Origin of the sequence: Streptomyces sp. NPDC007205 (genome assembly GCF_040634095.1) — a bacterium.
Taxonomy (GTDB): domain Bacteria; phylum Actinomycetota; class Actinomycetes; order Streptomycetales; family Streptomycetaceae; genus Streptomyces.
This window is the reverse complement of record NZ_JBEYEW010000008.1, coordinates 202,187-228,075: the sequence shown is the minus strand read 5'-3', so window position 1 is coordinate 228,075 and position 25,889 is coordinate 202,187. Positions and strand designations below refer to the sequence as shown.

Below are 25,889 nucleotides of genomic sequence, written 5' to 3'. Positions count from 1 at the left end.
GGTTGTGGTGGGTCCGGCACCGCCGGATCGCGCCGTGGAGGATGAGCGCCGTTGCGCCGGAGAAGGGGTTACTGGTGCCGGTGCGGTGGAGGGGGCGTAGCGCACATCGGCTGCGACGCCCCCTCCGGCAATGCGCCGCAGGCTAGTGGGCTGCCGACTCCCAGTCCGGGCCCACGCCCACCGAGACGTCCAGGGGGGCGTGCAGCTGGACGGCGTTCGCCATTTCGCGGCGGACGATCTCCTCCGCGGCAGCCCGCTCGCCGGGGGCGATTTCCAGGACGATTTCGTCGTGGACCTGGAGGAGCATGCGGGACTTCAGATCCGCTGCCCGCAGTGCGCCGTCCACCTTGAGCATGGCGATCTTGACGATGTCGGCCGCCGTGCCCTGGATGGGCGCGTTGAGGGCCATGCGCTCGGCCGCCTCGCGGCGCTGACGGTTGTCGCTGTTGAGGTCCGGCAGATACCGGCGGCGGCCGAAGAGCGTCGCCGTGTAGCCCGTCGCCCGTGCCTCGTCGACCGCCCGGCGCAGATAGTCCCGGACGCCGCCGAAGCGCTCGAAGTACGCGTCCATGAGGGCGCGTGCCTCCGCCGCCTCGATGTTCAGCTGCTGGGAGAGGCCGAAGGCGGACAGCCCGTAGGCCAGGCCGTACGACATCGCCTTGATCTTGCGGCGCATCTCCGCGTCGACCGCGGCGGGCTCGACGCCGAACACCTGCGAGGCGGCGGTGGTGTGCAGGTCCTCGCCGGAGGTGAACGCCTGGATCAGGCCCTCGTCCTCGGAGAGGTGGGCCATCACACGCAGCTCGATCTGGCTGTAGTCGGCCGTCATCAGGGACTCGAAGCCCTCGCCGACGACGAAGCCGCGGCGGATGGCCCGGCCCTCGTCCGTGCGGACCGGGATGTTCTGCAGGTTCGGGTCCGTGGAGGAGAGCCGGCCGGTCGCGGCCACCGTCTGGTTGAACGTGGTGTGGATACGGCCGTCGCCCGCGATGGTCTTGATCAGGCCCTCGACCGTGACCCGCAGCTTCGCCTGCTCGCGGTGGCGGAGCATGATCACCGGCAGTTCGTTGTCGGTCTGGGTGGCGAGCCAGGCCAGGGCGTCGGCGTCGGTGGTGTATCCGGTCTTGGTCTTCTTGGTCTTCGGCAGGGCCAGCTCCTCGAAAAGGACCTGCTGGAGCTGCTTGGGCGAGCCCAGGTTGAACTCGTGGCCGGCGGCGGCGTGCGCCTCCTTCACGGCCTGCTGCACCGCGCCCGCGAACATCTGCTCCATCGTCTCGAGGTGCGCCCGGTCGGCCGCGATGCCGTGCCGCTCCATGCGGGCGAGCAGGGCGGACGTCGGCAGCTCCATGTCGCCCAGCAGTTCCGCCGCGCCGACCTCTTCGAGGCGGGTCCCGAAGGCGGTGCCGAGGTCGAGGACCGCGCGGGCCTGGATCATCAGGGCCTCCGCCTCGGCGCCCTCGTCGGTGCCGAAGGCCAGCTGGCCGTCGGCCGCGGCGGCGGGCACCAGCTCGCGGTGCAGGTACTCCAGGGACAGCGCGTCCAGGTCGAAGGAGCGGCGGCCCGGCTTGACCAGGTAGGCGGCGAGCGCGGTGTCCATGGTCACACCCTCGACGGACCAGCCGTGCTCGGCGAAGACGCGCATGGCGCCCTTGGCGTCGTGGAACACCTTGGGGCGGGCGGCGTCGGACAGCCAGGCCGCGAACGCGTTCTCGTCGGCCTCGTCCAGCTCGGCCGGGTCGAACCAGGCCGCCGCTCCCCCGGCCGCGGCCAGGGCGACCTCGGCCACCGAGCCGGTGCCCAGCGCCCAGGTGTCGACGGTGGCGACACCCAGGGTCTCGGCGCCGTGCCCGGTGAGCCAGGGGGCCAGCTCGCCGGTGCGCAGGATCGTGCCGTCCAGCTCCACGCCGTCGGTGACGATCGGCGTGGCCTCGGCCTCCTCGGTGCCGGGGTCGACGGCGAAGAGGCGCTCGCGCAGGGACGGGTTGCGGATCTCCAGGGTGTCCAGGACCATCGTGACCGCCTTGCGGTCGTACGCGACCCGCTCCAGCTCGGCGACCGACCTGGTCAGCTCGACCTGGCGCTCCAGCTCGGTCAGGACGCGGTTGAGCTTGACCGACTCCAGGTGGTCGCGGAGGTTCTGGCCGGCCTTGCCCTTGACCTCGTCGACGCGCTCGACCAGCTCCGCGAACGAGCCGAACTGGTTGATCCACTTCGCGGCGGTCTTCTCGCCGACGCCCGGGATACCGGGGAGGTTGTCGGACGGGTCGCCGCGCAGGGCCGCGAAGTCCGGGTACTGGGCGGGCGTCAGGCCGTACTTCTCGAACACCTTCTCCGGGGTGAACCGGGTCAGCTCCGAGACGCCCTTCGTCGGGTAGAGCACCGTGATGTTGTCGGTGACCAGCTGGAAGGAGTCGCGGTCGCCGGTGACGATCAGCACCTCGAAGCCCTCGGCCTCGGCCTGGGTGGCGAGGGTGGCGATGATGTCGTCCGCCTCGAAGCCGTCGACGGCGAAGCGCGGGGCGTGCATCGCGTCGAGCAGCTCGCCGATCAGCTCGACCTGGCCCTTGAACTCGTCCGGGGTCTTGGAGCGGTTCGCCTTGTACTCGGTGAACCGCTCGGAACGCCAGGTCTTGCGCGAGACGTCGAAGGCCACGGCGAAGTGCGTGGGCTCCTCGTCACGCAGGGTGTTGGCCAGCATCGACGCGAAGCCGTAGATCGCGTTCGTCGGCTGGCCGGTCGCGGTCGTGAAGTTCTCCGCGGGCAGCGCGAAGAACGCGCGGTAAGCGAGGGAGTGCCCATCCATGAGCATCAGCCGGGGACGCGGGCCGCCGGGGGTCTTGTCGGTCTTCTTCGATGCTGTCTCTGCCACGCCCCCGATCCTGCCACGCCGCACTGACAGTCCGGGTCGCGTCCTGCTGGTGGCTGTGAGCACCGGCACAGCGACCGAAGATCGACGAGAGGCAGGGCGGGGCGGCCGGCGAAGGGGGCGGCTCCGTTGTCGGTGCCGCGTGGGAGGATCGTCTGCGTATTCGGACCGCGCAGTCGAAGGAGAGCGTGCGATGGCGACGAAGCCGCCGAAGGGTGATCCGGTTCAGGACGCACCGCAGATCGCGGAGCCCAAGCACGCGGCCGCCGGGCTGCCCGCCATCGGGCACACGCTGCGCATCGCCCAGCAGCAGATGGGCGTGCGGCGCACGGCGCTGACGCTGCTGCGGGTGAACCAGAAGGACGGGTTCGACTGCCCGGGCTGCGCCTGGCCGGAGCCGGACCACCGGCACAAGGCGGAGTTCTGCGAGAACGGTGCGAAGGCGGTGGCCGAGGAGGCCACCCTGCGCCGGGTCACCCCGGAGTTCTTCGCCGCGCACTCCGTGGCCGACCTGGCGACGAGAAGTGGGTACTGGCTGGGGCAGCAGGGACGGCTCACCCACCCCATGTACCTCCCCGAGGGCGGCACGCACTACGAGCCGGTCGGCTGGGAGCGCGCCTTCGACATCGTCGCCGAGGAGATCACCGCCCTCTCCACCCCCGACGAGGCCGTCTTCTACACCTCGGGCCGTACCAGCAACGAGGCCGCGTTCCTGTACCAGCTCTTCGCGCGCGAGCTGGGCACGAACAACCTGCCGGACTGCTCCAACATGTGCCACGAGTCGTCCGGGTCGGCGCTCAGCGAGACCATCGGCATCGGCAAGGGCAGCGTCCTGCTGGAGGACCTCCACAAGGCCGACCTGATCATCGTCGCCGGGCAGAACCCGGGCACGAACCATCCGCGCATGCTCTCGGCGCTGGAGAAGGCCAAGGCGAACGGCGCGAAGATCATCAGCGTCAACCCGCTGCCCGAGGCGGGCCTGGAGCGCTTCAAGAACCCGCAGACACCCAAGGGCATGCTGAAGGGCGCCGCGCTCACAGACCTGTTCCTGCAGATCCGCATCGGCGGCGACCAGGCCCTCTTCCGGCTCCTCAACAAGCTGGTCCTGGAGACCGACGGCGCGGTCGACGAGGATTTCGTCCGCGAACACACTCATGGTTTCGAGGAGTTCGCGAAGGCCGCCCGCGCCGCCGACTGGGACGACACGCTGAAGGCGACCGGCCTCAGCCGGGAAGAGATCGAGCAGGCCCTCGGTATGGCGCTCGCCTCGCAGCGGACCATCGTCTGCTGGGCCATGGGTCTCACCCAGCACAAGCACGCCGTTCCGACCATCCGCGAGGTGGTCAACTTCCTGCTGCTGCGCGGCAACATCGGCCGTCCGGGCGCGGGCGTGTGCCCGGTGCGCGGTCACTCGAACGTGCAGGGCGACCGCACCATGGGCATCTTCGAGCGGCCCGCGCCGGCCTTCCTGGACGCGCTGGAGAAGGAGTTCGGGTTCGCGCCGCCGCGGGAGCACGGCTTCGACGTCGTACGGGCCATCCGCGCGCTGCGCGACGGCGAGGCGAAGGTGTTCTTCGCCATGGGCGGCAACTTCGTCTCCGCCTCGCCGGACACCGAGGTGACCGAGGCCGCGATGCGCCGGGCGCGGCTGACGGTGCATGTGTCGACCAAGCTGAACCGCTCGCACGTCGTCACGGGCGCACGGGCGTTGATCCTGCCCACGCTGGGCCGCACCGAGCGGGACGTACAGGCCGGTGGCGAGCAGTTCGTGACCGTCGAGGACTCGATGGGCATGGTGCACGCCTCGCGTGGGCGGCTGGCGCCGGCGAGCCCGCGGCTGAAGTCCGAGCCGGCGATCATCTGCGGCCTCGCGCGTCGTGTGCTCGGCGCGGACAGCGTCGTACCGTGGGAAGAGTTCGAGAAGGACTACGCGACGATCCGTGACCGCATCGCGCGCGTGGTCCCCGGTTTCGAGGACTTCAACGCGCGCGTGGGCCGGCCGGGCGGCTTCACGCTGCCGCACGCGCCGCGCGACGAGCGCCGCTTCCCGACCGCCACGGGCAAGGCGAACTTCACGGCGGCGCCGGTGGAGTATCCCGAACTGCCCGAGGGCCGGCTGCTGTTGCAGACCCTGCGCTCGCACGACCAGTACAACACCACGATCTACGGCCTGGACGACCGGTACCGGGGCATCACGGGCGGCCGCCGGGTGGTACTGGTGCATCCCGAGGACGCTCAGGCCCTCGGATTCGCCGAGGGATCGTACGTCGACCTGGTGAGCGAGTGGAAGGACGGCGTGGAGCGGCGGGCGCCCGGTTTCCGGGTCGTGCACTACCCGACGACCCGGGGTTGCGCGGCGGCGTACTACCCCGAGACGAACGTCCTGGTCCCGCTCGACGCCACCGCCGACACCAGCAACACCCCGGCCAGCAAGTCCGTGGTCGTACGCCTCGAAGACCACGCGGAGGGCACCGTGGGCCGTCTGGAACAATCGGCGGCCGACTGAGCGTTCGCTCAGCCAGGACCACAGACGGACAAGGACGGAGCCGGGCCCATGGGCGAGCAGCAGCGAGTGAAGTTCCCGCAGGAGATCATCGACGAGTACGCGGCGCTCGGTGTCGACCTGCCCGCCCTGTTCTCGGCCGGACACCTCGGCACGCGCATGGGTGTGCAGATCCTGGAGGCCTCGCCGGAGAAGGTCGTCGGGACCATGCCGGTGGAGGGCAACACCCAGCCGTACGGCCTGCTGCACGGGGGCGCCTCCGCGGTGCTGGCGGAGACCCTGGGTTCGGTCGGCTCGATGCTGCACGGCGGCCACTCGAAGATCGCGGTCGGTGTGGACCTGAACTGCACGCACCACCGCGGGGTCCGCTCGGGCCTGGTGACGGGTGTGGCCACGCCGGTGCACCGGGGCCGCTCGACGGCGACGTACGAGATCGTGATCAGCGACGAGGAGGGTCGTCGGGTATGCAGCGCCCGGCTGACCTGCCTGCTGCGGGACGTGAACAAGGACGACGCAGCGCACGCCCGGGGCGCGGGAGCCTGACAGCGACGACTCGGCGGGGTCCACGCGGCCCCGCCAAACCGTCGCACGAATCAGCGACTTGAAGGTCGATCAGCTGACGGTCCGCCAGGCCCGCTCCCGTAGCCTCGGCAGGAACCTCGGCCTGGAACCTCGGCTCACCTTCCCTCCGCGTAACTCTCCGTAATACGCGTGCAATATACATTTGTGCATTCACTCCCGTCTCCCGGTGTGGACAACGCCCTTCAGGGTCCCCGGAAGCCGCCTCCGGCAACAGTGATACGTCATCACCGAATCGCCTGAGACACCTGAACGGATCATGGTGGATCCTGCGGGTTCTCAGAATGTGGACGGGGTGAATCGGCCTGAATTCCTGTTTTCCACCCCACGCTGTACCGCTCTGCATTACCCCGTGTCATAACAAGAGCGTCACAGCCTTGGTCAAGCTCTCCTCCACGTTCCCTACACACGCTTAGAGTCACCGCCAGTCACCGCTCCATCGGGAGTTCGGTACCGGCGCGGCACCCGCCGTTCCCCTGTGAAGGGGCGGAATGTGCCTGCGGAAAGGATCGATTGTGCGACAGCGTTCTCTGGTGATTCTTACCTCCGTGCTGACCACCGGAGCTCTGACTCTCACCGCGTGTGGCTCCCGCGACAAGGACAACAAGGGCGGCGACGGCGGCGTGACGGTCACGATCGGCGTCGATGCCCCGCTGACCGGCCAGAACTCCGCGACGGGCCTGGGCATCGAGTACGGCGCCCAGATCGCCGTCGACGACGCCAACAAGAACAAGGCCGTCCCCGGCGTCACCTTCAAGATCAAGGCGCTGGACGACAAGGCGATCCCCGCCACCGGCCAGCAGAACGCCACCCAGCTCGTCTCCCAGAAGGACGTGCTCGGCGTGGTCGGCCCCCTCAACTCCGGTGTGGCCACGCAGATGCAGCAGGTCTTCGCCACCGCCAACCTGGTGGAGATCTCCCCGTCCAACACCGGGGTCGAGCTGACCCAGGGCAAGAACTGGCAGACCACCAAGTCCCGTCCGTTCAAGACCTACTTCCGCACCGCGACCACCGACGCGCTGCAGGGCGCCTACGCGGCGGACTACGCCTACAACGGCATTCACAAGAAGAAGGCATTCGTCGTCGACGACAAGCAGACCTACGGCGCGGGCCTTTCCAAGATCTTCAAGGAGCAGTTCGTCAAGCAGGGTGGCAAGGTCATCGGCACCGACCACGTCAACACCGGTGACCGTGACTTCTCCACGCTGGTCACCAAGATCAAGAATTCGGGTGCCGACGTGCTCTACTACGGCGGTCAGTACGACGAGTCCGAGGTGCTGACCAAGCAGCTCAAGGACGCCGGCGCCAAGATCCCGCTGTTCGGCGGCGACGGCATGTTCACCCCGACCTACATCAAGACCGCCGGCAAGGCCTCCGAGGGCGACCTCGTGACCTCGATCGGCGTCCCGGTCGACACCCTGCCCGCCGCCAAGGACTTCGTCGCCACCTACAAGGCCAAGAAGTACCCCGGTGACTACGGCACCTACGGCTCCTACGCCTACGACGCCACCACCGCCATCATCAAGGCCGTCGGCCAGGTCGTGAAGGACGGCAAGATTCCGTCCGACGCCCGCGCCCAGGTCGTCGACGCCGTCCAGAAGACCTCCTTCGACGGCATCTCCGGCAAGATCTCGTTCGACGAGTACGGCGACACCACGAACAAGCAGCTGACCGTCTACCAGGTCACCAACGGTGTCTGGAAGTCCGTCAAGAGCGGTACGGCCAACCCCAAGTAACCCACCGCAGCACATCGCACCCCCAGGGCCGCGCGGCACAGACCACCGTCACCGCGCGGCCCGCCCTCTACCGCCCCCTTGACTCTCCCCACCACATGGAGGCCACGCGGTGAACACCCTGCCGCAGCAGCTGGCCAACGGGCTGTTCCTCGGCTCGATGTACGGGCTGATCGCCATCGGCTACACGATGGTGTACGGCATCGTCCAGCTCATCAACTTCGCCCACGGCGAGATCTTCATGACCGGAGGTTTCGGCGCCCTCACGGTCTACCTCGTCCTGCCGGACGGCATATCCATGTGGATAGCCCTGCCGGCGATGCTCATCGGCGGTGCCCTGGTCGCCGTACTCATCGCCATCGGCGCCGAGCGTTTCGCGTACCGTCCGCTGCGCGGCGCACCACGCCTCGCCCCGCTGATCACCGCGATCGGCCTGTCGCTCGCGCTGCAGCAGGCGGTCTTCAACTGGTACCACGTCGACGGCGACGCCAAGTCCGCCCGGGTCTTCCCGCAGCTGCCGTTCGGCCCGCTGCACCTCGGCTCCGTGACCGTGCAGAGCGGTGACGTCTTCCTGATCATCGCCGCCCCGCTGTGCATGGCGGCCCTCGCCTTCTTCGTCCGGCTCTCCCGCACCGGTCGCGCCATGCAGGCCACCGCCCAGGACCCGGACACCGCCCAGTTGATGGGCATCGACACCAACCGCATCATCGTCATCGCCTTCGCCATCGGCGGCTTCTTCGCCGCGGTCGCCGGCGTCTCCTACGGCCTCAAGTACGGCTCCGTCTCGTACGACATGGGCTTCCTCGCCGGTCTGAAGGCGTTCACCGCGGCCGTCCTCGGCGGCATCGGCAACATCTACGGCGCCATGCTCGGCGGTCTCGTGCTCGGCGTGGCCGAAGCCATGGCCACCGCCTACATCGCCGACGTCCCCGGCATGCACCAGCTCGGTGGCGGCAGCTGGGCTCCGGTGTGGGCCTTCGTCCTCCTCATCCTCGTACTCCTCTTCAGGCCACAGGGCCTGCTCGGCGAACGCGTCGCGGACAGGGCGTGAGCAGCATGACCGACACCACCACCGAGCCCACCGCCACGACCCCGGAACCGGCGGGACGCGGACCCGTCCCGCTCCCCCGGGCCGCCGCCCGCCTGCTCATCGTGGCCGGCGCAATCGGCACCATCGCCAGCACCTTCCTCAGCTGGACCTGGACCTCCGACTTCCCCGGCGACCTGACGTTCTACGGCTACCCGGCGGGCCTGCAGATCATCGCCCTCGTGGCCGGCGCCCTCACGCTGCTCTACGGGATCAGCCTGTGGAACGTACGAGGGCTGGACCGGCTGAACCCGGGCAAGGCCACCACACCGGTCTTCCTGATCGCCCTCTCGGCGTTCGCCGTCTGCTGGTTCACCGGCATCGCGATCGCCGTGGACCTCGGCGGCCTGGTGAACCTGGACCCCGGCGCCTTCCTGGCGATGGCCGCTTCCGCGCTGCCCGTCGTCGGCGCCCTCGCGCTGCCCCACCCGGCCCCCGGCGCGGGCCTGCGCGGCTACTTCGCCAAGCCCGACCAGCCTCGCCACGGCGCGCTCTCGCCGCTCGCCGAGCGTGCCGTCATCACCGTGGGCACCGCTCTCGCCCTGGTGGTGTTCACCTACGGCATCGGCATCAACGACGACGACAGCGAGACCTTCATCGGCTTCCTGCTCGTCCTGGCCTTCGGCGCCTGGGGGCTGGTCCACGCCGGCCTGCTCGACCGGTACGCGACGATGTCCGCCCGCCACAAGGGCTTCGCCACCACCCTGGCCTTCGTCGCGGCCGTGATCTTCCCCTTCACCCAGAGTGACGACCACAACGCCAACATCGGCGTCAACATCCTCATCTTCGCCACCGTCGCCCTGGGCCTGAACATCGTCGTCGGTCTCACGGGTCTGCTCGACCTCGGTTACGTCGCCTTCCTGGGCGTCGGCGCCTACGCGGCCGCCCTCGTCTCCGGCTCGGAGTACTCCCCGTACTCCGTTCACTTCCCCTTCTGGGCGGCGGCCCTCACCGGTATGGGCGCCTCGCTGGTCTTCGGCGTCCTCATCGGCGGCCCCACGCTGCGCCTGCGCGGTGACTACCTGGCCATCGTCACCCTCGGCTTCGGAGAGATCTTCCGCATCACCGTCAACAGCCTGGACGGCGACTCCGGTCCGAACGTCACCCGGGGCCCCAACGGCATCACCCAGATCCCCGACATCAACATCTTCGGGTTCAACCTGGGCGACGCCCACGACGTCGCCGGATTCACCCTCGGCCGCTTCGCCAACTACCTCTTCCTGATGCTCGTCGTCACGGCGATCGTCGTGCTCGTCTTCACCCGCGCCGCCGACTCCCGCATCGGCCGCTCCTGGATCGCCATCCGCGAGGACGAGACCGCCGCCACCGCCATGGGCATCAACGGCTTCCGCGTCAAGCTGATCGCGTTCGCCCTCGGCGCCTCCCTCGCGGGTCTCGCCGGCACCGTGATGGCGCACGTCAACTACAGCGTGAACCCGCAGCCGTACCAGTTCGCCGGCGCCGCCCCGCCCAACTCGGCCTTCCTGCTGGCCGCCGTCGTCCTCGGCGGCATGGGCACCGTCAGCGGCCCGCTGCTCGGCGCGAGCGTGCTCTACCTGGTCCCGGAGAAGCTCCAGTTCCTGCAGAACTACGAGCTGTTCGCCTTCGGTATCGCGCTGATCCTGCTGATGCGCTTCAGGCCGGAGGGCATCATCGCCAACCGCCGCCGCCAGCTGGAGTTCCACGAGACCGGCCAGCTCGACGTACCGGCGCAAGCGACGCTGACCGACGATCCGGCCGTCACCAAGGCAGGGGCGTAAGGAACCATGACGACACCTGTACTCGAAGCCCGTGACGTCACGATGCGCTTCGGCGGTCTGACCGCCGTCCGGGCGGTCGACTTCACGGTCAACAGCGGCGAGATCGTCGGCCTGATCGGCCCGAACGGCGCCGGCAAGACCACCTTCTTCAACTGCCTCACCGGTCTGTACGTCCCCACCGAGGGCACGGTCGCCTACCAGGGGCGGGTGCTGCCGCCCAAGCCGCACCTGGTGACGCAGGCGGGCATCGCCCGGACGTTCCAGAACATCCGGCTCTTCGCCAACATGACCGTCCTGGAGAACGTCCTCGTGGGCCGCCACACACGGACCAAGGAGGGCCTGTGGTCCGCGCTGCTGCGCGGTCCCGGCTTCCGCAAGGCCGAGAAGGAGTCCGAGGCGAAGGCCATGGAACTCCTGGAGTTCGTCGGCCTCGCCGCCAAGCGCGACCACCTGGCGCGCAATCTGCCCTACGGCGAGCAGCGCAAGCTGGAGATCGCCCGGGCGCTGGCGAGCGAGCCGGGCCTGCTGCTGCTCGACGAGCCGACGGCCGGCATGAACCCGCAGGAGACCCGGACGACGGAGGAGCTGGTCTTCGCCATCCGGGACAAGGGGATCGCCGTCCTCGTCATCGAGCACGACATGCGCTTCATCTTCAACCTGTGCGACCGGGTCGCCGTGCTCGTGCAGGGCGAGAAGCTCGTCGAGGGCACCTCCGAGGTCGTCCAGGCCGACGAGCGCGTCGTCGCCGCCTACCTGGGCGAACCCTTCGAGGGCGACCCCGGGGAGGCGGAGGCCGCGGAGGTCGAGGCGGCGGAGGCCGCCGCCGAGGCCGGGCCCGGCGCCGGACCCAACGCCGGGCCGGCAGAGGAGTCCGACGCAGCGGAGCCCGCCGAGGCCGCCGCGGAAAGCACCGGCAACGCGGAAGGCACCGCGGACGCGGACAGCACCAGCACCACCGAGGGAGAGGCCCAGTGACCGCACTGCTGGAGGTCGAGGACCTCAGGGTCGCCTACGGCAAGATCGAGGCCGTCAAGGGCATCTCGTTCAGCGTCGAGGCGGGCCAGGTCGTTACCCTCATCGGCACCAATGGCGCCGGCAAGACAACGACCCTGCGCACGCTCTCGGGGCTGCTCAAGCCCACGTCCGGGAAGGTCGTGTTCGACGGCAAGCCGCTCGCCGGCGTCCCGGCGCACAAGATCGTCGCCTTCGGGCTCGCCCACTCCCCGGAGGGCCGGCACATCTTCCCGCGCCTGTCCATCGCCGAGAACCTCCAGCTCGGCGCCTTCCTCCGCAAGGACAAGGAGGGCATCGAGAAGGACATCCAGCGCGCCTACGACCTCTTCCCGATCCTCGGGGAGCGGCGCAAGCAGGCCGCGGGCACCCTCTCCGGCGGTGAGCAGCAGATGCTGGCGATGGGCAGGGCGCTGATGTCCCGGCCCAAGCTGCTGATGCTGGACGAGCCGTCCATGGGTCTGTCGCCGATCATGATGCAGAAGATCATGGCGACGATCGCCGAGCTGAAGTCCACGGGCACGACGATCCTGCTGGTCGAACAGAACGCCCAGGCGGCGCTCTCACTCGCCGACCAGGGTCATGTCATGGAGGTCGGCAACATCGTCCTGTCGGGCACGGGGCAGGACCTGCTGCACGACGAGTCGGTCCGCAAGGCGTACCTCGGCGAAGACTGACCCGACGAACGAGGCCCGCGCCCTCTTCTCCGGGGCGCGGGCCTCGCCGTACCGCTCAGGCCTTCTTGGCCTTCTTCTCCTCGCTGTCCGCGATGACCGCCTCGGCGACCTGCTGCATCGACAGTCGGCGGTCCATGGAGGTCTTCTGGATCCAGCGGAAAGCGGCCGGCTCGGTCAGGCCGTACTCGGTCTGCAGGATGGACTTCGCGCGATCGACCAGCTTGCGGGTCTCCAGGCGCTGGGTGAGGTCGGCGACCTCCTGCTCCAGCTGCTTCAGCTCGGTGAAGCGGGAGACGGCCATCTCGATGGCCGGGACCACGTCGCTCTTGCTGAACGGCTTGACCAGGTACGCCATGGCGCCGGCGTCCCGGGCGCGCTCGACGAGGTCGCGCTGTGAGAAGGCGGTGAGCATCAGGACCGGTGCGATGGACTCCTCGGCGATCTTCTCGGCCGCGGAGATGCCGTCCAGCTTGGGCATCTTCACATCCAGGATGACCAGGTCCGGCTTATGCTCGCGGGCCAGCTCGACGGCCTGCTCGCCGTCCCCGGCCTCACCGACGACGCTGTACCCCTCTTCCTCCAGCATCTCCTTCAGGTCGAGCCGGATCAGGGCCTCGTCCTCGGCGATGACGACACGGGTCGTCAGCGGAGGCACGTGCGACTTGTCGTCGTCGGGCGCGTCTACGGGCTGGGGCGACTCGGCGGTCACGGGGGCTCCTCGTTCCAGGCAGGGCACTGCTTACAAGAGCCTACCTAGCTACGGTATGGTGGACGCGCGGAGGGTCGGGGGAAACCTTGGATTCTGCTAGCCCCGGTAGCCCAATTGGCAGCAGGCAACGGATTCAAAACCCGTACAGTGTCGGTTCGAGTCCGACTCGGGGCACTTTTCCTTGGATTCCAAGGTCAGCATTTCTGGCGGGCCCCTCTCGTTGAGGGGCCCTTCGCCGTCGTAGGAAAACCTACTTCGGGCTGTCGTCCTCGCCGATGTGGTGCACCCTGACCATGTTGGTCGAGCCGGAGACACCGGGCGGGGAACCCGCCGTGATCACCACGACGTCCCCCTTCTCGCAGCGGCCGTACTTCAGCAGCAGCTCGTCCACCTGGTCGACCATGGCGTCGGTGGAGTCCACATGCGGCCCGAGGAACGTCTCGGCACCCCAGGTGAGGCTGAGCTGGGAGCGGGTGGCCGGCTCCGGGGTGAAGGCGAGCAGCGGGATCGGTGAGCGGTAGCGGGACAGCCGGCGGGCGGTGTCTCCCGACTGGGTGAACGCCACCAGGAACCTCGCGCCGAGGAAGTCCCCCATCTCGGCGGCGGCCCGGGCGACCGCACCGCCCTGGGTGCGCGGCTTGTTCCGCTCCGTCAGCGGCGGCAGGCCCTTGGCGAGCATGTCCTCCTCGGCCGCTTCGACGATCTTCGCCATGGTGCGCACGGTCTCGATCGGGTACTTGCCGACGCTGGTCTCGCCGGACAGCATCACCGCGTCCGTGCCGTCGAGGACCGCGTTGGCGACGTCGGAGGCCTCGGCGCGGGTCGGCCGGGAGTTGTCGATCATCGAGTCGAGCATCTGGGTGGCGACGATGACCGGCTTGGCGTTGCGCTTGGCGAGCTTGACCGCGCGCTTCTGCACGATCGGCACCTGTTCCAGCGGCATCTCGACGCCCAGGTCGCCGCGCGCGACCATCAGCCCGTCGAAGGCGGCCACGATGCCGTCGAGGTCGGCCACGGCCTGCGGCTTCTCGACCTTGGCGATCACCGGGAGGCGGCGCCCCTCCTCGGCCATGATGCGGTGCACGGGCCTGACGTCGTCACCGGTGCGGACGAAGGAGAGGGCGATGACGTCGAAGCCGGTGCGCAGCGCCCAGCGCAGGTCGTCCTCGTCCTTCCCGGAGAGGGCGGGGACGGAGACGGCGGCTCCGGGGAGGTTCAGACCCTTGTGGTCGGAGATCACGCCGCCCTCGACCACGCGGGTGCGGACGCGGGGGCCGTCGACGGCGGTGACCTCCAGACAGACCTTGCCGTCGTCCACGAGGACGCGCTCCCCGGGGGTGACGTCGCCCGCGAGACCGCCGTAGGTGGTGCCGCACTGGTGCCGGTCGCCCTCGACGCCCTCCTCCACGGTGATCGTGAAGGTGTCGCCGCGTTCAAGGAGTACCGGTCCTTCGGCAAAGCGGCCGAGCCGGATCTTCGGACCCTGAAGGTCGGCGAGGATTCCGACGCTGCGTCCGGTTTCGTCGGCCGCCTTGCGCACGCGCTGATACCGCTCCTCGTGTTCGGCGCGCGTGCCATGGCTGAGGTTGAACCGGGCGACGTCCATTCCGGCCTCGACCAGTGCCTTGATCTGGTCGTACGAGTCGGTGGCGGGCCCCAATGTACAGACGATCTTTGCTCGGCGCATAAGTCGAGCCTAGGCCTTACCCGCGGGTAGGGATTCCGGGCCGTATGTCCGCTCAACGACCTTTGAGTGAAGCCTTGTTGACAAGGGTTGAATTGTGCGGCGACTCGCTCCGATGAGCGAAATTCCAAGCCCGTGTTCTAGAGGTCGAGCAGGGTCAGGTCCACGGCGTCGGCGATCGCCTTCGCGCCGGCGTCGTTGACGTGCAGGCCGTCACCGCTGTTGAACTCCTCGCGGATCCGGTCCGGCTCGGCAGGGTCCGCGACGGCGGCGACGACGTCCACGATCCCGTCGAAGGGGTGCTCGCCGCCGAGCAGCCAGGCATTGATCTCGCGCCGCACGGCCTGCCCGGCCTCGGTGTCGTAACCGTCGTGGACCGTGCCCCGGTACGGGCCGATGGTGGAGCCGATGACGGTCAGCCCGGCCGCGTGCAGCCGCTCGGCGAGAGCGGTGAGCCCGGCGGTGAAGGCGGCGGCGGTGGGCGGCTGAGCGGCCTCGGGGAACGCGATGTGTCCGGGCATGCCCAGGTCGTTGAGGCCGATGTGGATCAGGACGTGGCTCACGCCGGGCACGGCGAGGACGTCCCGGTCGACGCGGGCGAGCAGACGTTCGCCGATCTCGTCGGTGAGCAGCCGGTTGCCGGAGATGCCCTGGTTGACGATCCAGCCGCGGGTGAGCCGGCGGCCGAGCTGGGACGGGAAACTGTTATCGAGACCGGGAGTGGTGGCCGCGCCCTCGATCCAGGAATCACCGAAGGCGACGGCAATCCGGGTGCCCTCGGGCGCGCGGACGTCGGCGCCGACCCCGAAGTGGCCGGTCGGCACCTCTTCGGCGTCCTTCAGCCGCGCGGCGGCCAGCTGGTCGCCGGGGGCGGCCCAGCCGATGTCGTAGGGCACCGCCGAGAACGTGGTGAGGCCGGTGTCACCGGTCAGGTACAGGCTGACCGCGAGGACCTGGCCCGCGGTGACGGGCTGTTCGACCGGGTCGCTGACCAGTTCCCCGCCGGGCGGGACCGTGGCGGTCGGCGTGCCGTCGAAGGTGAGCGGGGTGCCGATCGCCCCTCCGGCGAGGTGCGCACCGCCGAGCTCCAGGGGTTCCTTGCCGTAGCGGTTGCTCAGCGTGATCCGCAGGGCCTCACCTCCTCCGGCCAGCCGCAGAGACTGCCGCAGGGTCTGGTCGGTGAAACCCCGGCTCTCGAACAGACCGAAGGTCTCGTGCGGATTGATGACGGCGGTACGGTGCGCGGCGATCCATGTCGTGGTCATGGTCGGTGACAACACCGCCGCCACCGGCCTTCTTCCGGGCCTTGCCCGTTTCTTATCTTCCGTCGACCAGCGGTGTGAGCTGCAGTGCCTGCCGGGCGCGCGGGACCCGGGGCCGGGAGTCCTGGAGACCGAAGGTGGTGAAGGCCGTTCGGGTGGGCAGCGTGTACGGCTCCTTTCCGGTGACGGAGTTGAGGATCGTGGCACCGCGCCAGGCGGCGAGGCCGAGGTCGGGCGCGCCGACGCCGTGGGTGTGCAGTTCGGCGTTCTGGACGTACACCGAGCCGGTGACCGAGGGGTCGAGGACGAGCCGGAACTCCTCGTCGATGCGTGGGCGTTCGCTGCTGTCACGGCGCACATAGGCGTCGAGCCCGGCGAGCAGGCGGCCGAGGGGGCGCTCCCGGTAGCCGGTGGCGAGGACGACGGCGTCGGTCGTCAGCCGGGAGCGGCTGTCCTGCTGGAGGTGTTCCAGGTGCAGTTCGATCTTGGTGGTGGCGATGCGGCCCGCCGTGCGGACGCGGACGCCGGGGGTGAGGACGGCGTCGGGCCAGCCGCCGTCCAGGGTGCGCCGGTACAGCTCGTCGTGGATGGCGGCGAGGGTGCCGGCGTCGATGCCCTTGTGCAGCTGCCCCTGGGCGGCGACCAGCCGGTCGCGTACGGGCTCGGCGAGGGCGTGGAAGTAGCGGGTGTAGTCGGGCGTGAAGTGCTCCAGGCCGAGCTTGGAGTACTCCATCGGCGCGAACGCCTCGCTGCGGCCGATCCAGTGCAGCTTCTCGCGGCCGGCGGGGCGGTGGCGCAGCAGGTCGAGGAAGACCTCGGCGCCGGACTGGCCCGAGCCGACGACGGTGACGTGCCCGGCGGCCAGGAGGGCGGAGCGGTGGTCCAGGTAGTCGGCGGCGTGGATGACGGGCACGCCCGGGGCGTCCACCAGCGGCTGGAGCGCGTCGGGCACATACGGGGCGGTGCCGACGCCGAGGACGATGTTCCGGGTGTAGGTACGGCCCAGGGCCTCGGCCTCGCCGTCGGCGCCCAGCTGGGTGAAGTCGACCTCGAACACGTCCCGTTCGGGGTTCCAGCAGACGGAGTGGACCTGGTGGCCGAAGCTCAGCCCGGGCAGGCTCTGCGCGACCCAGCGGCAGTAGGCGTCGTACTCGGCGCGCTGGATGTGGAAGCGCTCGCCGAAGTAGAAGGGGAAGAGCCGTTCGTGCGTTCTGAGGTAGTTCAGGAAGCTCCAGGGGCTGGTCGGGTCGGCGAGGGTCACCAGGTCGGCCAGGAAGGGCACTTGGACGGTGGCACCCTCGATGAGCAGGCCGGGGTGCCAGTCGAAGCCGGGGCGCTGGTCGTAGAAGACGGCGTCGAGTTCGGCGAGCGGGTGGGCGAGGGCGGCCAGGGAGAGGTTGCACGGTCCGATGCCGATGCCGACCAGGTCGCGGGGGGAGGCCGGCTCGTGGCGTGGGGAGTTGGTCATGCGAGGGTGCCTTCTTCCACGAGTTTCAGGAGCTGGGCCAGGTCGCCCGCCCGGGTGTGGGGGTTGAGGAGGGTGGCCTTGAGCCAGAGGCGGCCGTCGAGCCGGGCGCGACCGAGGACGGCCCGGCCCTCGTGCAGCAGCCTGCGGCGTACGGCGGCCACGGTGTCGTCGGCGGCGCCTGCGGGCCGGAACAGGACCGTGCTGATCACGGGCCGGTCGTACAGCTCGAAGCCGGGGTGTTCCCGGACCAGCGTGGCGAACTCGGCCGCCCGGGCGCAGACGTGGTCGACCAGGGCGCCGAGTCCGCTGCGGCCGAGGGTCTTCAGGGTGACGGCGGTCTTGAGGATGTCGGGGCGGCGGGTGGTGCGCAGGGAGCGGTCGAGCAGGTCGGGGAGTCCGGCCTCGGTGTCGTCGTCGGCGTTCAGGTAGTCGGCGCGGTGGTGGAGTACGGCGAGTTCGGCGGGGCGGGCGACGGCGAGGAGGCCGGCGGCGACCGGCTGCCAGCCGAGCTTGTGCAGGTCGAGGGTGACGGTGTGGGCGGCCTCCAGGCCGGCGAGCTTCTCCCGGTGCCGGTCGCTGAAGAGGAGGCCACCTCCGTAGGCGGCGTCGATGTGCAGGCGGGCGCCGTGGGCGGTGCACAGTCCGGCGATCTCCGGCAGCGGGTCGATGAGTCCGGCGTCGGTGGTGCCGGCGGTGGCGGCGACCAGCAGCGGACCGGAGAGCGCGGTGAGGGCCTCGTCGAGGGCGGCGAGGTCGAGGGTGCCGGCCGCCGCGGGGACGACGACCGGGTCGGGCAGGCCGAGCAGCCAGGCGGCGCGCGGCAGCGAGTGGTGGGCGTTGGCCCCGCACACCAGCCGCACGCTGCCGCCGTGGGCCTCGCGGGCGAGCAGCAGGGCGAGCTGGTTGGACTCGGTGCCGCCGGAGGTGACGAGGGCGTCGGCGAGCCCTGCGGCGTGGGCGAGCGCGCGGGTGACGGCGGCTTCCAGGGCGGAGGCGGCCGGGGCCTGGTCCCAGGAGTCCAGGGACGGGTTGAGGGCGCTCACGGCGAGGTCGGCGGCGGTGGCCACGGCGAGGGGCGGGCAGTGCAGATGGGCCGCGCACAGCGGGTCGGCCGGATCGGCGGCGCCCTCCGCGAGGGCGTGCACGAGGGCGCGCAGGGCATCGGGGTCGCCGTGGTCCGCCAGGACGTCCCCGAGGACGTCGGCCACGCGCACGGCGACGGCTTCGGGTCCCCCGGCGGGCAGCGGTCCCCCGCGCTCCCGGCTCCCGGCCGCGAGCGCGTCGAGGACGGTGCCGAGAAGGGGGCGCAGGGTGGCGGGGCCGTGGGGGCCCGAGGCGAGGGGCGGCGTACGCAGTGGTTCCGCACCGCTCATCGGCTGTCCTCCCGCTCATAAGCTGACCTTCGGTATCCAGCTTGTACGGGAAGCGCACCGCTCGTCCCGAAAGAACGACGATCGCACCCGAAAGTGGGTACTGCCGTGTAGGGAAGGCGTGTTGGGGAAGCGGTGGGCTTCGGGTGACCCGGCCGAAGTCCTGCGAGCCCCCCGGACGGTCCCGGCGCGGACCCGCGGTGCCCGCTGCGCGGCATGCCGCACCCCGTCGGCGCGGGCCGCCGCCGGCAGGCCGGACGGGCCGGCCTGCCCGTGGACGCCGCAACCGTACGACGTCGGCGCCGTCGGGCAGGGCGGCCCACCGCGGGACCCGGGTGAGCCCCCGCACGGGCCGGCCCGCGGCGAGCAGACGGCGGCAGGGACCAGCCGCGCCCTCAGGTCACCGGGCCTGCTCCTCCCGTGCCTCCCGTGCCTCCTGTGCCCCGGTCTCCGCCTGCGCCGCCTGTTCCTGCCGGCCGCGCACCCGCAGGGCGCGGGCCAGGTCGTCGAGGCGGTCGGCGAGGGTGCGGCGCAGGGCCGGGGTGGGATCGGCGTCGCGCAGACAGGCCTCGCCCAGCCGCAGGTTCTCGGTGTCGACGGCATGCGCCGGGAAGGCCCAGCGGCCGGCCGCGACCGCTATGGCGGGGCCGCGCCGGGCGCTGACGGCGACGGCGTCCGCGTAGAAGCGCGGCACGTACTCCCTTACCAGCTCGGCCTGTTCGGGCTGCCAGAAACCCTGCGCGGTGGCCGTGAAGAGGTAGTTGGACAGGTCGTCCCCGGCGAACATCGCCTCCCAGGCCGCGCGCTTGGCGTCCGGGTCGGGCAGGGCGGCACGGCACCGGGCGGCGCCCTCCTGGCCGGTGGCGCTCGGGTCGCGCGCCAGCTCGGCGGCGATGGCGGCCTCGTCGGTGGCGCCGAGCGCGGCGAGCCGGCCGAGGATGCGCCAGCGCAGCTCGGGGTCGAGTTCCGGACCGCCGGGCACGGTGCCGTCGGCGAGCCAGGCGGCGATGGTGTCGGGGTGGGCGGCCACGGAGATCAGGTGCCGTACGGCGATCAGGCGCAGGCCCGGGTGGTCGCCGTCCTCGGTGCGCCGCAGCAGGTCGCGGCAGAGGGCGGTGAGGGCCGACAGGGCGGCCGGGCGGTCCTCGGGCTTCAGGTACTGGTCGGCGATCTGCCCGGAGGCGAAGGCAAGGACGCCCTGGGTGAGGGCCAGGTCGGTCTCGCGCGGGAGATGGGCGCGGGCCGTCTCCAGATAGGCGGCGGGCGCCAGTTCACCGTCGCGCACGGCGTCCCGCAGGGCGTTCCAGACGACCGCGCGGGTGAGCGGGTCGGGCAGCCCGGACAGGCCGGAGCGGACGGTGGCGAAGGACGCGTCGTCGAAGCGGACCTTGGCGTAGGTGAGGTCGCTGTCGTTGAGCAGGAGCAGCGCGGGACGCTTGCCGATGGGCTGCGGGACGGTCTGCGGGACGTCGAATTCGAGGCGCTGGCGCAGCACCAGCCGGCCCTCGTCGGCCACGTCGTGGTCGTACAGGCCGGCGGTGAGGCGGTGCGGGCGGCTGCCCGCGCGGTCGACGGTCAGGGTGCAGCTGCCGTCGGTTGCGGCGATGACGGGCGTGAGCCGGTCCACCCCGGTGGTGCGGAGCCAGCTGTCGGCCCAGGCGGGCACGTCACGGTCGGTGGCGGAGGCGAGGGAGTCGATGAAGTCGGTGAGGGTGGCGTTGCCGAACTTGTGCCGGGCGAAGTGGGTGTTGATACCGGCGAGGAAGTCCTTCTCGCCGAGCCAGGCGGCCAGCTGGCGCAGCGCGGAGGCGCCCTTGGCGTAGGAGATGCCGTCGAAGTTGAGCAGCGCGGAGGCCGTGTCGTCGACGTTCTCGGGGGCTACCGGGTGGGTGGTGGGCCGCTGGTCGGCGTCGTAGCCCCAGGCCTTGCGGGTGACGCCGAACTCGGTCCAGGGGCCGGTGAAACGGGTGGCCTCCGCCGTGGTCTGGTAGCCCATGTACTCGGCGAAGGACTCGTTCAGCCAGATGTCGTCCCACCACTTGAGGGTGACGAGGTCGCCGAACCACATATGGGCCATCTCGTGCGCGATGACCATGGCGCGGGTCTGCCGCTCGGTGTCGGTGACGGCGGAGCGGTAGACGAACTCGTCGCGGAAGGTGACCAGGCCCGGGTTCTCCATGGCGCCCGCGTTGAACTCCGGGACGAACGCCTGGTCGTAGGAGTCGAAGGGATACGGCTCCTCGAACTTCTCGTGGTAGCGGTCGAAGCACGCGCGCGTGACGTCGAGGATCTCGTCGGCGTCGGTGTCGAGGTAGGGCGCGAGGGAGCGGCGGCAGTGGATGCCGAAGGGCAGCCCCTGGTGCTCGGTGCGCACCGAGTGCCAGGGTCCGGCGGCTACGGCGACGAGGTAGGTCGAGATCAGCGGGGTGGGCGCGGCCTGCCAGACGCCGTCGCCCCGGTGCTCGGTGACGCCGTTGGCGAGCACGGTCCAGCCCTCGGGTGCCTTGACGGAGACCTCGAAGACGGCCTTCAGGTCGGGCTGGTCGAAGGCGGCGAAGACGCGCTGGACGTCGTCCATGAACAGCTGCGTGTAGACGTACGTCTCACCGTCGCTCGGGTCGGTGAAGCGGTGCATGCCCTCGCCGGTGCGGGAGTAGCGCATGGCGGCGTCGACACGCAGTTCGTGTGCGCCCGCGGCGAGGTTCTTCAGCGCCAGCCGGCCGTCCTGCAGCTGCTCGGGGTCGAGGGGCTCCCCGTCGAGCGTGACGGCGCGCAACTCGGCGGGCTTCAGCTCCACGAACGTGTCCCCGGCGGACCGCGCGGTGAACCGGATCACGGTGCGGGAGTCGAAGGTCTCGTCCCCGGGCGTGAGGTCCAGTTCGACCGTGTAGCGGTGGACGTCGAGGAGCTGTGCTCGGAGCTGCGCTTCGTCGCGCGTGAGTACGGACATGCAGGCCATGCTGCCTGATCCCACTGACACCGCACAGAGGGTAGGCAGCTTCACGCCTTATGTCCCACTCATCCCCGGCCCCGTGCCCGACCCCTCCGCACGCTCCACGGTGCGAGGGTCAGGCCTGCGCCTGCTGTCCGTTGGCGGCGTCCTCGGCGATGCGCTCGTGGTGGCGGATCACCTCCGCGATGATGAAGTTCAGGAACTTCTCGGCGAAGGCCGGGTCGAGCTTGGCGTTCTCCGCGAGGCGGCGCAGCCGCTCGATCTGGCGGCCCTCGCGAGCGGGGTCGGCCGGCGGCAGCTGGTGCACCGCCTTGAGGCGGCCGACCTGCTGGGTGGCCTTGAAACGCTCGGCGAGCAGGTGGATGACGGCCGCGTCGATGTTGTCGATGCTGTCGCGCAGCCGCTCCAGCTCCTGACGGACCTCGGGGTCCACGTCACCGTTTCCGATGTTGCTGGTGGTCATGGGCGTCAGCCTATGGGTTCGCCGGGCCAGGCCTGGGCGGTGTCCGGGGAGTGGATCATCGGCGGATCGCCGGGATCCGGGACGCGGTCGCTCCAGCCGCCGGGGACGCTGCGGCCCTGCTGGGCGCGGAAGCGGACGGGTGCGAGGCCCACGCGGCGGGTGAACAGCCGGGAGAAGTACGCGGGGTCCTCGTAGCCGACGCGGCGGGCGACGGCGGCGACGGGCAGCTCGGTGGCGGCGAGGAGTTCCTTGGCGCGGCCGAGGCGGATGCCCAGCAGATAGTCCTTGGGGCTGCAGCCCGCGGCCCGGCGGACGGCGCTGCGCAGCTCGGCGGGGGTCATGCCGTGCACGCGCGCGTGGTCGGCGACGCTCATCGGTGTGCAGGCGTCCCGCGCGAGCGCCTCGAGCACCTGGTCGCCGTCCGGGGCGAGGTCGGCACGGGCACGGCGCAGGGCGACGATGAGTTCGTGCACGGCGGCACCGGTCTCCACCTCCAGCAGCGGATTGCCGCGGCGGGCGGCACGGGCGATGCGGGCGACCACCGCACGGGGCCCGGAGGCGTCGGAGAGCGGGACGACGGGCCGGTCCGGCTCGATGTAGCCGAGTCGGGTGTATGTGGCGGTTGCGGGTCCCGCGAAGTCGACGAAGCCCTCGTCCCAGCCGGTGTGCGGATCGGGCGCGTAGTGGTGGGGCACACCGGGGGTGAGCCAGAGCAGGGCGGGCGCGGTGACGGTCGTACGGCGGCCGTCGGCGCCCCGGTACCAGCCGCCGCCCGCGCTGATCACGACGGCCACGTGGTGGTCGAGGGTGCGCGGGCCGACCGTGGGCAGCGCGCCGTGCTGGAGGCCGACGCCCAGGCAGACCAGGCCGAGGCCGTGGTGGGCGGGGCCGGGGCTGAAGAACCGCATCCAGGTCTGGTACATCGGCGCTCCTCCCGGACGGGTGCGGACTTTTGGCCAGGCGCTGTTCCCAGCGCTTTTGTCCAAGCAGCGCCGATCTTCGTCCATGGTGCTGAGCGCCGGAAGGGCTGAGGCTGGGGCGCATGAGCGAGTTCACGGTGGGGGAGGCCGACTTCCTGCTGGACGGGCGTCCGCTGCGGCTGCTGTCCGGGGCGCTGCACTACTTCCGGGTGCACGAGGAGCACTGGCGGCACCGGCTGGCGATGCTGCGTGCGATGGGCCTGAACTGCGTGGAGACGTATGTCCCCTGGAACCTGCACCAGCCGGTCCCGGGCGGCTACCGGGACGTGCAGGCGCTCGGCCGGTTCCTGGACGCGGTCCGGGAGGCCGGCCTGTGGGCGATCGTGCGGCCGGGCCCCTACATCTGCGCCGAGTGGGAGAACGGCGGCCTGCCGCCCTGGGTGACGGGCGAGCCGGGCACGCGCGTGCGCACGCGTGACGAACGTTATCTGTCCCGTGTGGAGCGCTGGTTCCACCATGTGATGCACGAGATCGTGCCCCGGCAGATCGACCGCGGCGGCCCGGTGATCCTGGTGCAGGCCGAGAACGAGTACGGCAGCTACGGCAGTGACACGGGCTATCTGGAGGAGCTGGCCGGTCTGCTGCGCGCCGAGGGCGTCACGGTCCCGCTGTTCACCTCGGACGGTCCCGAGGACCACATGCTGACCGGCGGCTCGCTGCCCGGGGTGCTCGCCACGGTGAACTTCGGCTCCCACGCGCGCGAGGCCTTCGGGACACTGCGCCGCCACCGTCCCCGGGGCCCGCTGATGTGCATGGAGTTCTGGTGCGGCTGGTTCGACCACTGGGCCGGCGAGCATGTCGTACGGGATCCGGCGGAGGCCGCCGGGACACTGCGGGAGATCCTGGAGTGCGGGGCGTCGGTGAACCTCTACATGGCGCACGGCGGCAGCAGTTTCGGCGGCTGGTCGGGCGCCAACCGGGGCGGCGAGCTGCACGAGGGCCCGCTGATGCCCGATGTGACGTCGTACGACTACGACGCCCCAGTGGACGAGTACGGCCGCCCTACGGAGAAGTTCTGGCGCTTCCGCGAGGTACTGGCCGAGTACCACCCGGAGCCCCTGCCCGAACTGCCGCCCATGCCCGCCCCGTTGGCCCGCCCGGCAGACGTGACACTCCACGGCTGGGCGCCCTTGGGCGACGTCCTGGAGACGCTGGGCGGCGCGGAGACGGTCGCACCGCTGCCGCCCTCCTTCGAGGAACTGCACGTCACCCGGGGCCTGGTGCGCTACCAGGTGGACGTGCCCGGCCCACGGCAGCCGTACCCGCTGTCCCTGCGCGGGCTGCGGGACCTGGCGGTGGTGTACGTCGACGGCGAGCGGGCCGGGGTGCTCACCGAGGAGGAGCCGCGGCTGAAGGAGCCCGTGGCGGGCCCCGCGCGCGTGGAGCTGTGGGTGGAGTCCCTCGGGCGGGTGAACTACGGGCCGCGCTTCGGCGAGGCGAAGGGGATCACCGGCGGCATCCTGCACGAGCGGCAGTTTCTGCACGGGGTACGCGCGCGTGGCCTCGATCTGTGCGCGTTCGACGGGGGTGTGGACACGGTGCGGTTCGGCGCCCTGCCGGAGGAGGACGCACCGGGCCTGTACCGCGGCTCGGCCGTGGTCCACGGAGCCGGCGACGCCCGGCTGGAGCTGCCCGGCAGGACCCGTGGCTTCGTCTGGATCAACGGCTTCAACCTGGGCCGTTACTGGTCGGTGGGCCCCCAGAGGTCCCTGTACGTCCCCGGCCCGGTGCTGCGGGAGGGCGAGAACGAGGTGTGGGTGCTGGAGCTGCAGCAGACGGACTCGGACCACCCGGCGCCGCCCCGTCTGCTGCCCGTGTGACCAGCCCTCCCGCCCGCCTACAGTGGAGAGGGGTTTCCGGCGTCTTTGGGGGTGCGGACGTGGCGAACGGCGGACCGGTCCAGCACGGCTACCCGCACCTGGAGACGGTGCGGGCCGCCATCACCGCGCTGTACAAGCGCCTGTCCTACGCCACCGTCCAGACGTTCTCGACCAGCGTGGTCCCCGCCGACGTGACCTTCTGCGACACCGACGACCTGCATCTGGGCGCGCAGCGGGTGGCCCGCGAGATCGTGCGGCACTTCCGGCTGCCGGACGCGCGGCTGGTCGTCGGCTTCCGGGAGATGACCCACGCGGCGAACGTCGAACTGGCGGCGGGCCCCGAGTACTTCGTGGAACTGAACGACCGTTTCCGCACCCACCGCAGGGACATCGGCGCCGCGCTCGCCCACGAGGTGGCGCATGTCTACCTGCACCGCCTGGACCTGTCCTTCCCGACCACGGCGGAGAACGAGATCCTCACGGACACGGTGACGGCGTACCTGGGCGCGGGCTGGCTGCTGCTGGACGCCTACCGGGAAGACGCGGTCTCCTCGCAGAAGCTCGGCTATCTCACCCCGGAGGAGTTCGGTTACGTCCTGGCCAAGCGGGCGCTGCTCTTCCACGAGGATCCCTCGGTGTGGTTCACCAGCCCGCAGGCCTACGACGCGTACGTCAAGGGGATGGCCCTGGCCCGCCGGGACGAACAGCAGCCACCGCTGACGGGGGCCGGCTGGGCGGGGCGCCGACGGTACGCCCACGACCGCCGGCACGCCTCCGGTATCCAGCCGGCGGCCCCCTACGCCTTCAGCCCCGACCCCGCCGGCCGGCTCCGGGTGTCCTTCCCGTGCCCGACCTGCCACCAGCGGATCCGGGTACCGGTGAAGGGGCGGGTACGGGCGCGGTGCGGTCTTTGCCGGACGGTCCTGGAGTGCGACACGTAGGTTCACTGCACCAAGCCGGGCGC

General features: G+C 70.7%; 18 protein-coding genes and 1 tRNA gene. 10 read left to right on the top strand and 9 right to left on the bottom strand.

The features are described from left to right. Nucleotides 1–142: 142 nt before the first annotated feature. The gene (gene polA, locus ABZ624_RS16710; protein WP_360088408.1) at nt 143–2,869 is read right to left on the bottom strand and encodes a DNA polymerase I; all 2,727 of its coding nucleotides are present in this window, start codon (nt 2,867–2,869) and stop codon (nt 143–145) included. 190 nt (nt 2,870–3,059) lie between these two features. Here polA and ABZ624_RS16705 point away from each other — a divergent pair, with 190 nt between their 5' ends. From ABZ624_RS16705 to ABZ624_RS16675, 7 genes are all read left to right on the top strand, one after another. Then, the gene (locus tag ABZ624_RS16705) at nt 3,060–5,372 is read left to right on the top strand and encodes an FdhF/YdeP family oxidoreductase (protein WP_360088405.1); all 2,313 of its coding nucleotides are present in this window, start codon (nt 3,060–3,062) and stop codon (nt 5,370–5,372) included. Between the two features lie 48 nt (nt 5,373–5,420). Beyond that, nucleotides 5,421–5,912 (top strand): hotdog fold thioesterase, encoded by a 492-nt coding sequence (locus tag ABZ624_RS16700; protein ID WP_360088402.1) that lies wholly within the window; start codon nt 5,421–5,423, stop codon nt 5,910–5,912. Between the two features lie 566 nt (nt 5,913–6,478). Next, nucleotides 6,479–7,684, top strand: coding sequence for a branched-chain amino acid ABC transporter substrate-binding protein (locus ABZ624_RS16695; RefSeq protein ID WP_360088599.1), 1,206 nt, complete (start codon nt 6,479–6,481; stop codon nt 7,682–7,684). 109 nt (nt 7,685–7,793) lie between these two features. Next, nucleotides 7,794–8,732 (top strand): branched-chain amino acid ABC transporter permease, encoded by a 939-nt coding sequence (locus ABZ624_RS16690; RefSeq protein ID WP_360088399.1) that lies wholly within the window; start codon nt 7,794–7,796, stop codon nt 8,730–8,732. A 5-nt stretch (nt 8,733–8,737) separates the two neighbouring features. Continuing rightward, nucleotides 8,738–10,528 (top strand): branched-chain amino acid ABC transporter permease, encoded by a 1,791-nt coding sequence (locus ABZ624_RS16685; RefSeq protein ID WP_360088596.1) that lies wholly within the window; start codon nt 8,738–8,740, stop codon nt 10,526–10,528. Between the two features lie 6 nt (nt 10,529–10,534). Continuing rightward, nucleotides 10,535–11,503 (top strand): ABC transporter ATP-binding protein, encoded by a 969-nt coding sequence (locus ABZ624_RS16680; protein WP_360088396.1) that lies wholly within the window; start codon nt 10,535–10,537, stop codon nt 11,501–11,503. Continuing rightward, nucleotides 11,500–12,216: an ABC transporter ATP-binding protein gene (locus ABZ624_RS16675; protein ID WP_360088393.1), complete on the top strand. Its 717-nt coding sequence runs from the start codon at nt 11,500–11,502 to the stop codon at nt 12,214–12,216. Before ABZ624_RS16680 ends, ABZ624_RS16675 begins: the two co-directional genes overlap by 4 nt. A 55-nt stretch (nt 12,217–12,271) precedes the next feature. On the opposite strand, the gene ABZ624_RS16670 is transcribed toward ABZ624_RS16675, so the two are convergent. Then, nucleotides 12,272–12,925: a response regulator gene (locus ABZ624_RS16670; protein ID WP_360088390.1), complete on the bottom strand. Its 654-nt coding sequence runs from the start codon at nt 12,923–12,925 to the stop codon at nt 12,272–12,274. A 99-nt stretch (nt 12,926–13,024) separates the two neighbouring features. On the opposite strand from ABZ624_RS16670, the gene ABZ624_RS16665 reads away from it, so the two are divergent. Then, nucleotides 13,025–13,099: transfer RNA gene (locus ABZ624_RS16665), tRNA-Leu, on the top strand. Between the two features lie 76 nt (nt 13,100–13,175). Here ABZ624_RS16665 and pyk read toward each other — a convergent pair. The 7 genes from pyk to ABZ624_RS16630 form a co-directional block, all read right to left on the bottom strand. Next, complete coding sequence (gene pyk / locus ABZ624_RS16660) at nt 13,176–14,612, bottom strand: pyruvate kinase (RefSeq protein WP_360088387.1); 1,437 nt, start codon at nt 14,610–14,612, stop codon at nt 13,176–13,178. A gap of 137 nt (nt 14,613–14,749) precedes the next feature. Further along, a complete protein-coding gene (locus ABZ624_RS16655) occupies nt 14,750–15,874 on the bottom strand; it encodes a GDSL-type esterase/lipase family protein (RefSeq protein WP_360088384.1) in 1,125 nt (374 codons plus the stop codon). A 52-nt stretch (nt 15,875–15,926) separates the two neighbouring features. Continuing rightward, nucleotides 15,927–17,339: a SidA/IucD/PvdA family monooxygenase gene (locus ABZ624_RS16650; protein ID WP_360088381.1), complete on the bottom strand. Its 1,413-nt coding sequence runs from the start codon at nt 17,337–17,339 to the stop codon at nt 15,927–15,929. Then, nucleotides 17,336–18,712, bottom strand: a complete 1,377-nt coding sequence (locus ABZ624_RS16645) for an aminotransferase class V-fold PLP-dependent enzyme (protein ID WP_360088378.1) — start codon at nt 18,710–18,712, stop codon at nt 17,336–17,338. The genes ABZ624_RS16650 and ABZ624_RS16645 overlap by 4 nt, the downstream gene beginning before the upstream one ends. A gap of 397 nt (nt 18,713–19,109) precedes the next feature. Next, nucleotides 19,110–21,659, bottom strand: coding sequence for an aminopeptidase N (gene pepN / locus ABZ624_RS16640; RefSeq protein ID WP_360088375.1), 2,550 nt, complete (start codon nt 21,657–21,659; stop codon nt 19,110–19,112). 118 nt (nt 21,660–21,777) lie between these two features. After that, nucleotides 21,778–22,125, bottom strand: coding sequence for a chorismate mutase (locus ABZ624_RS16635; protein WP_360088372.1), 348 nt, complete (start codon nt 22,123–22,125; stop codon nt 21,778–21,780). 5 nt (nt 22,126–22,130) lie between these two features. Beyond that, complete coding sequence (locus tag ABZ624_RS16630) at nt 22,131–23,048, bottom strand: AraC family transcriptional regulator (RefSeq protein WP_360088369.1); 918 nt, start codon at nt 23,046–23,048, stop codon at nt 22,131–22,133. Between the two features lie 119 nt (nt 23,049–23,167). Between ABZ624_RS16630 and ABZ624_RS16625 the strand changes: the two genes are divergently transcribed. Together ABZ624_RS16625 and ABZ624_RS16620 are read left to right on the top strand one after the other, a co-directional pair. After that, nucleotides 23,168–24,925, top strand: coding sequence for a beta-galactosidase family protein (locus ABZ624_RS16625; RefSeq protein ID WP_360088366.1), 1,758 nt, complete (start codon nt 23,168–23,170; stop codon nt 24,923–24,925). 59 nt (nt 24,926–24,984) lie between these two features. Then, entirely contained in the window at nt 24,985–25,866 is an 882-nt protein-coding gene (locus ABZ624_RS16620; protein WP_360088364.1) for a hypothetical protein, read from the top strand. Nucleotides 25,867–25,889 lie beyond the last annotated feature (23 nt).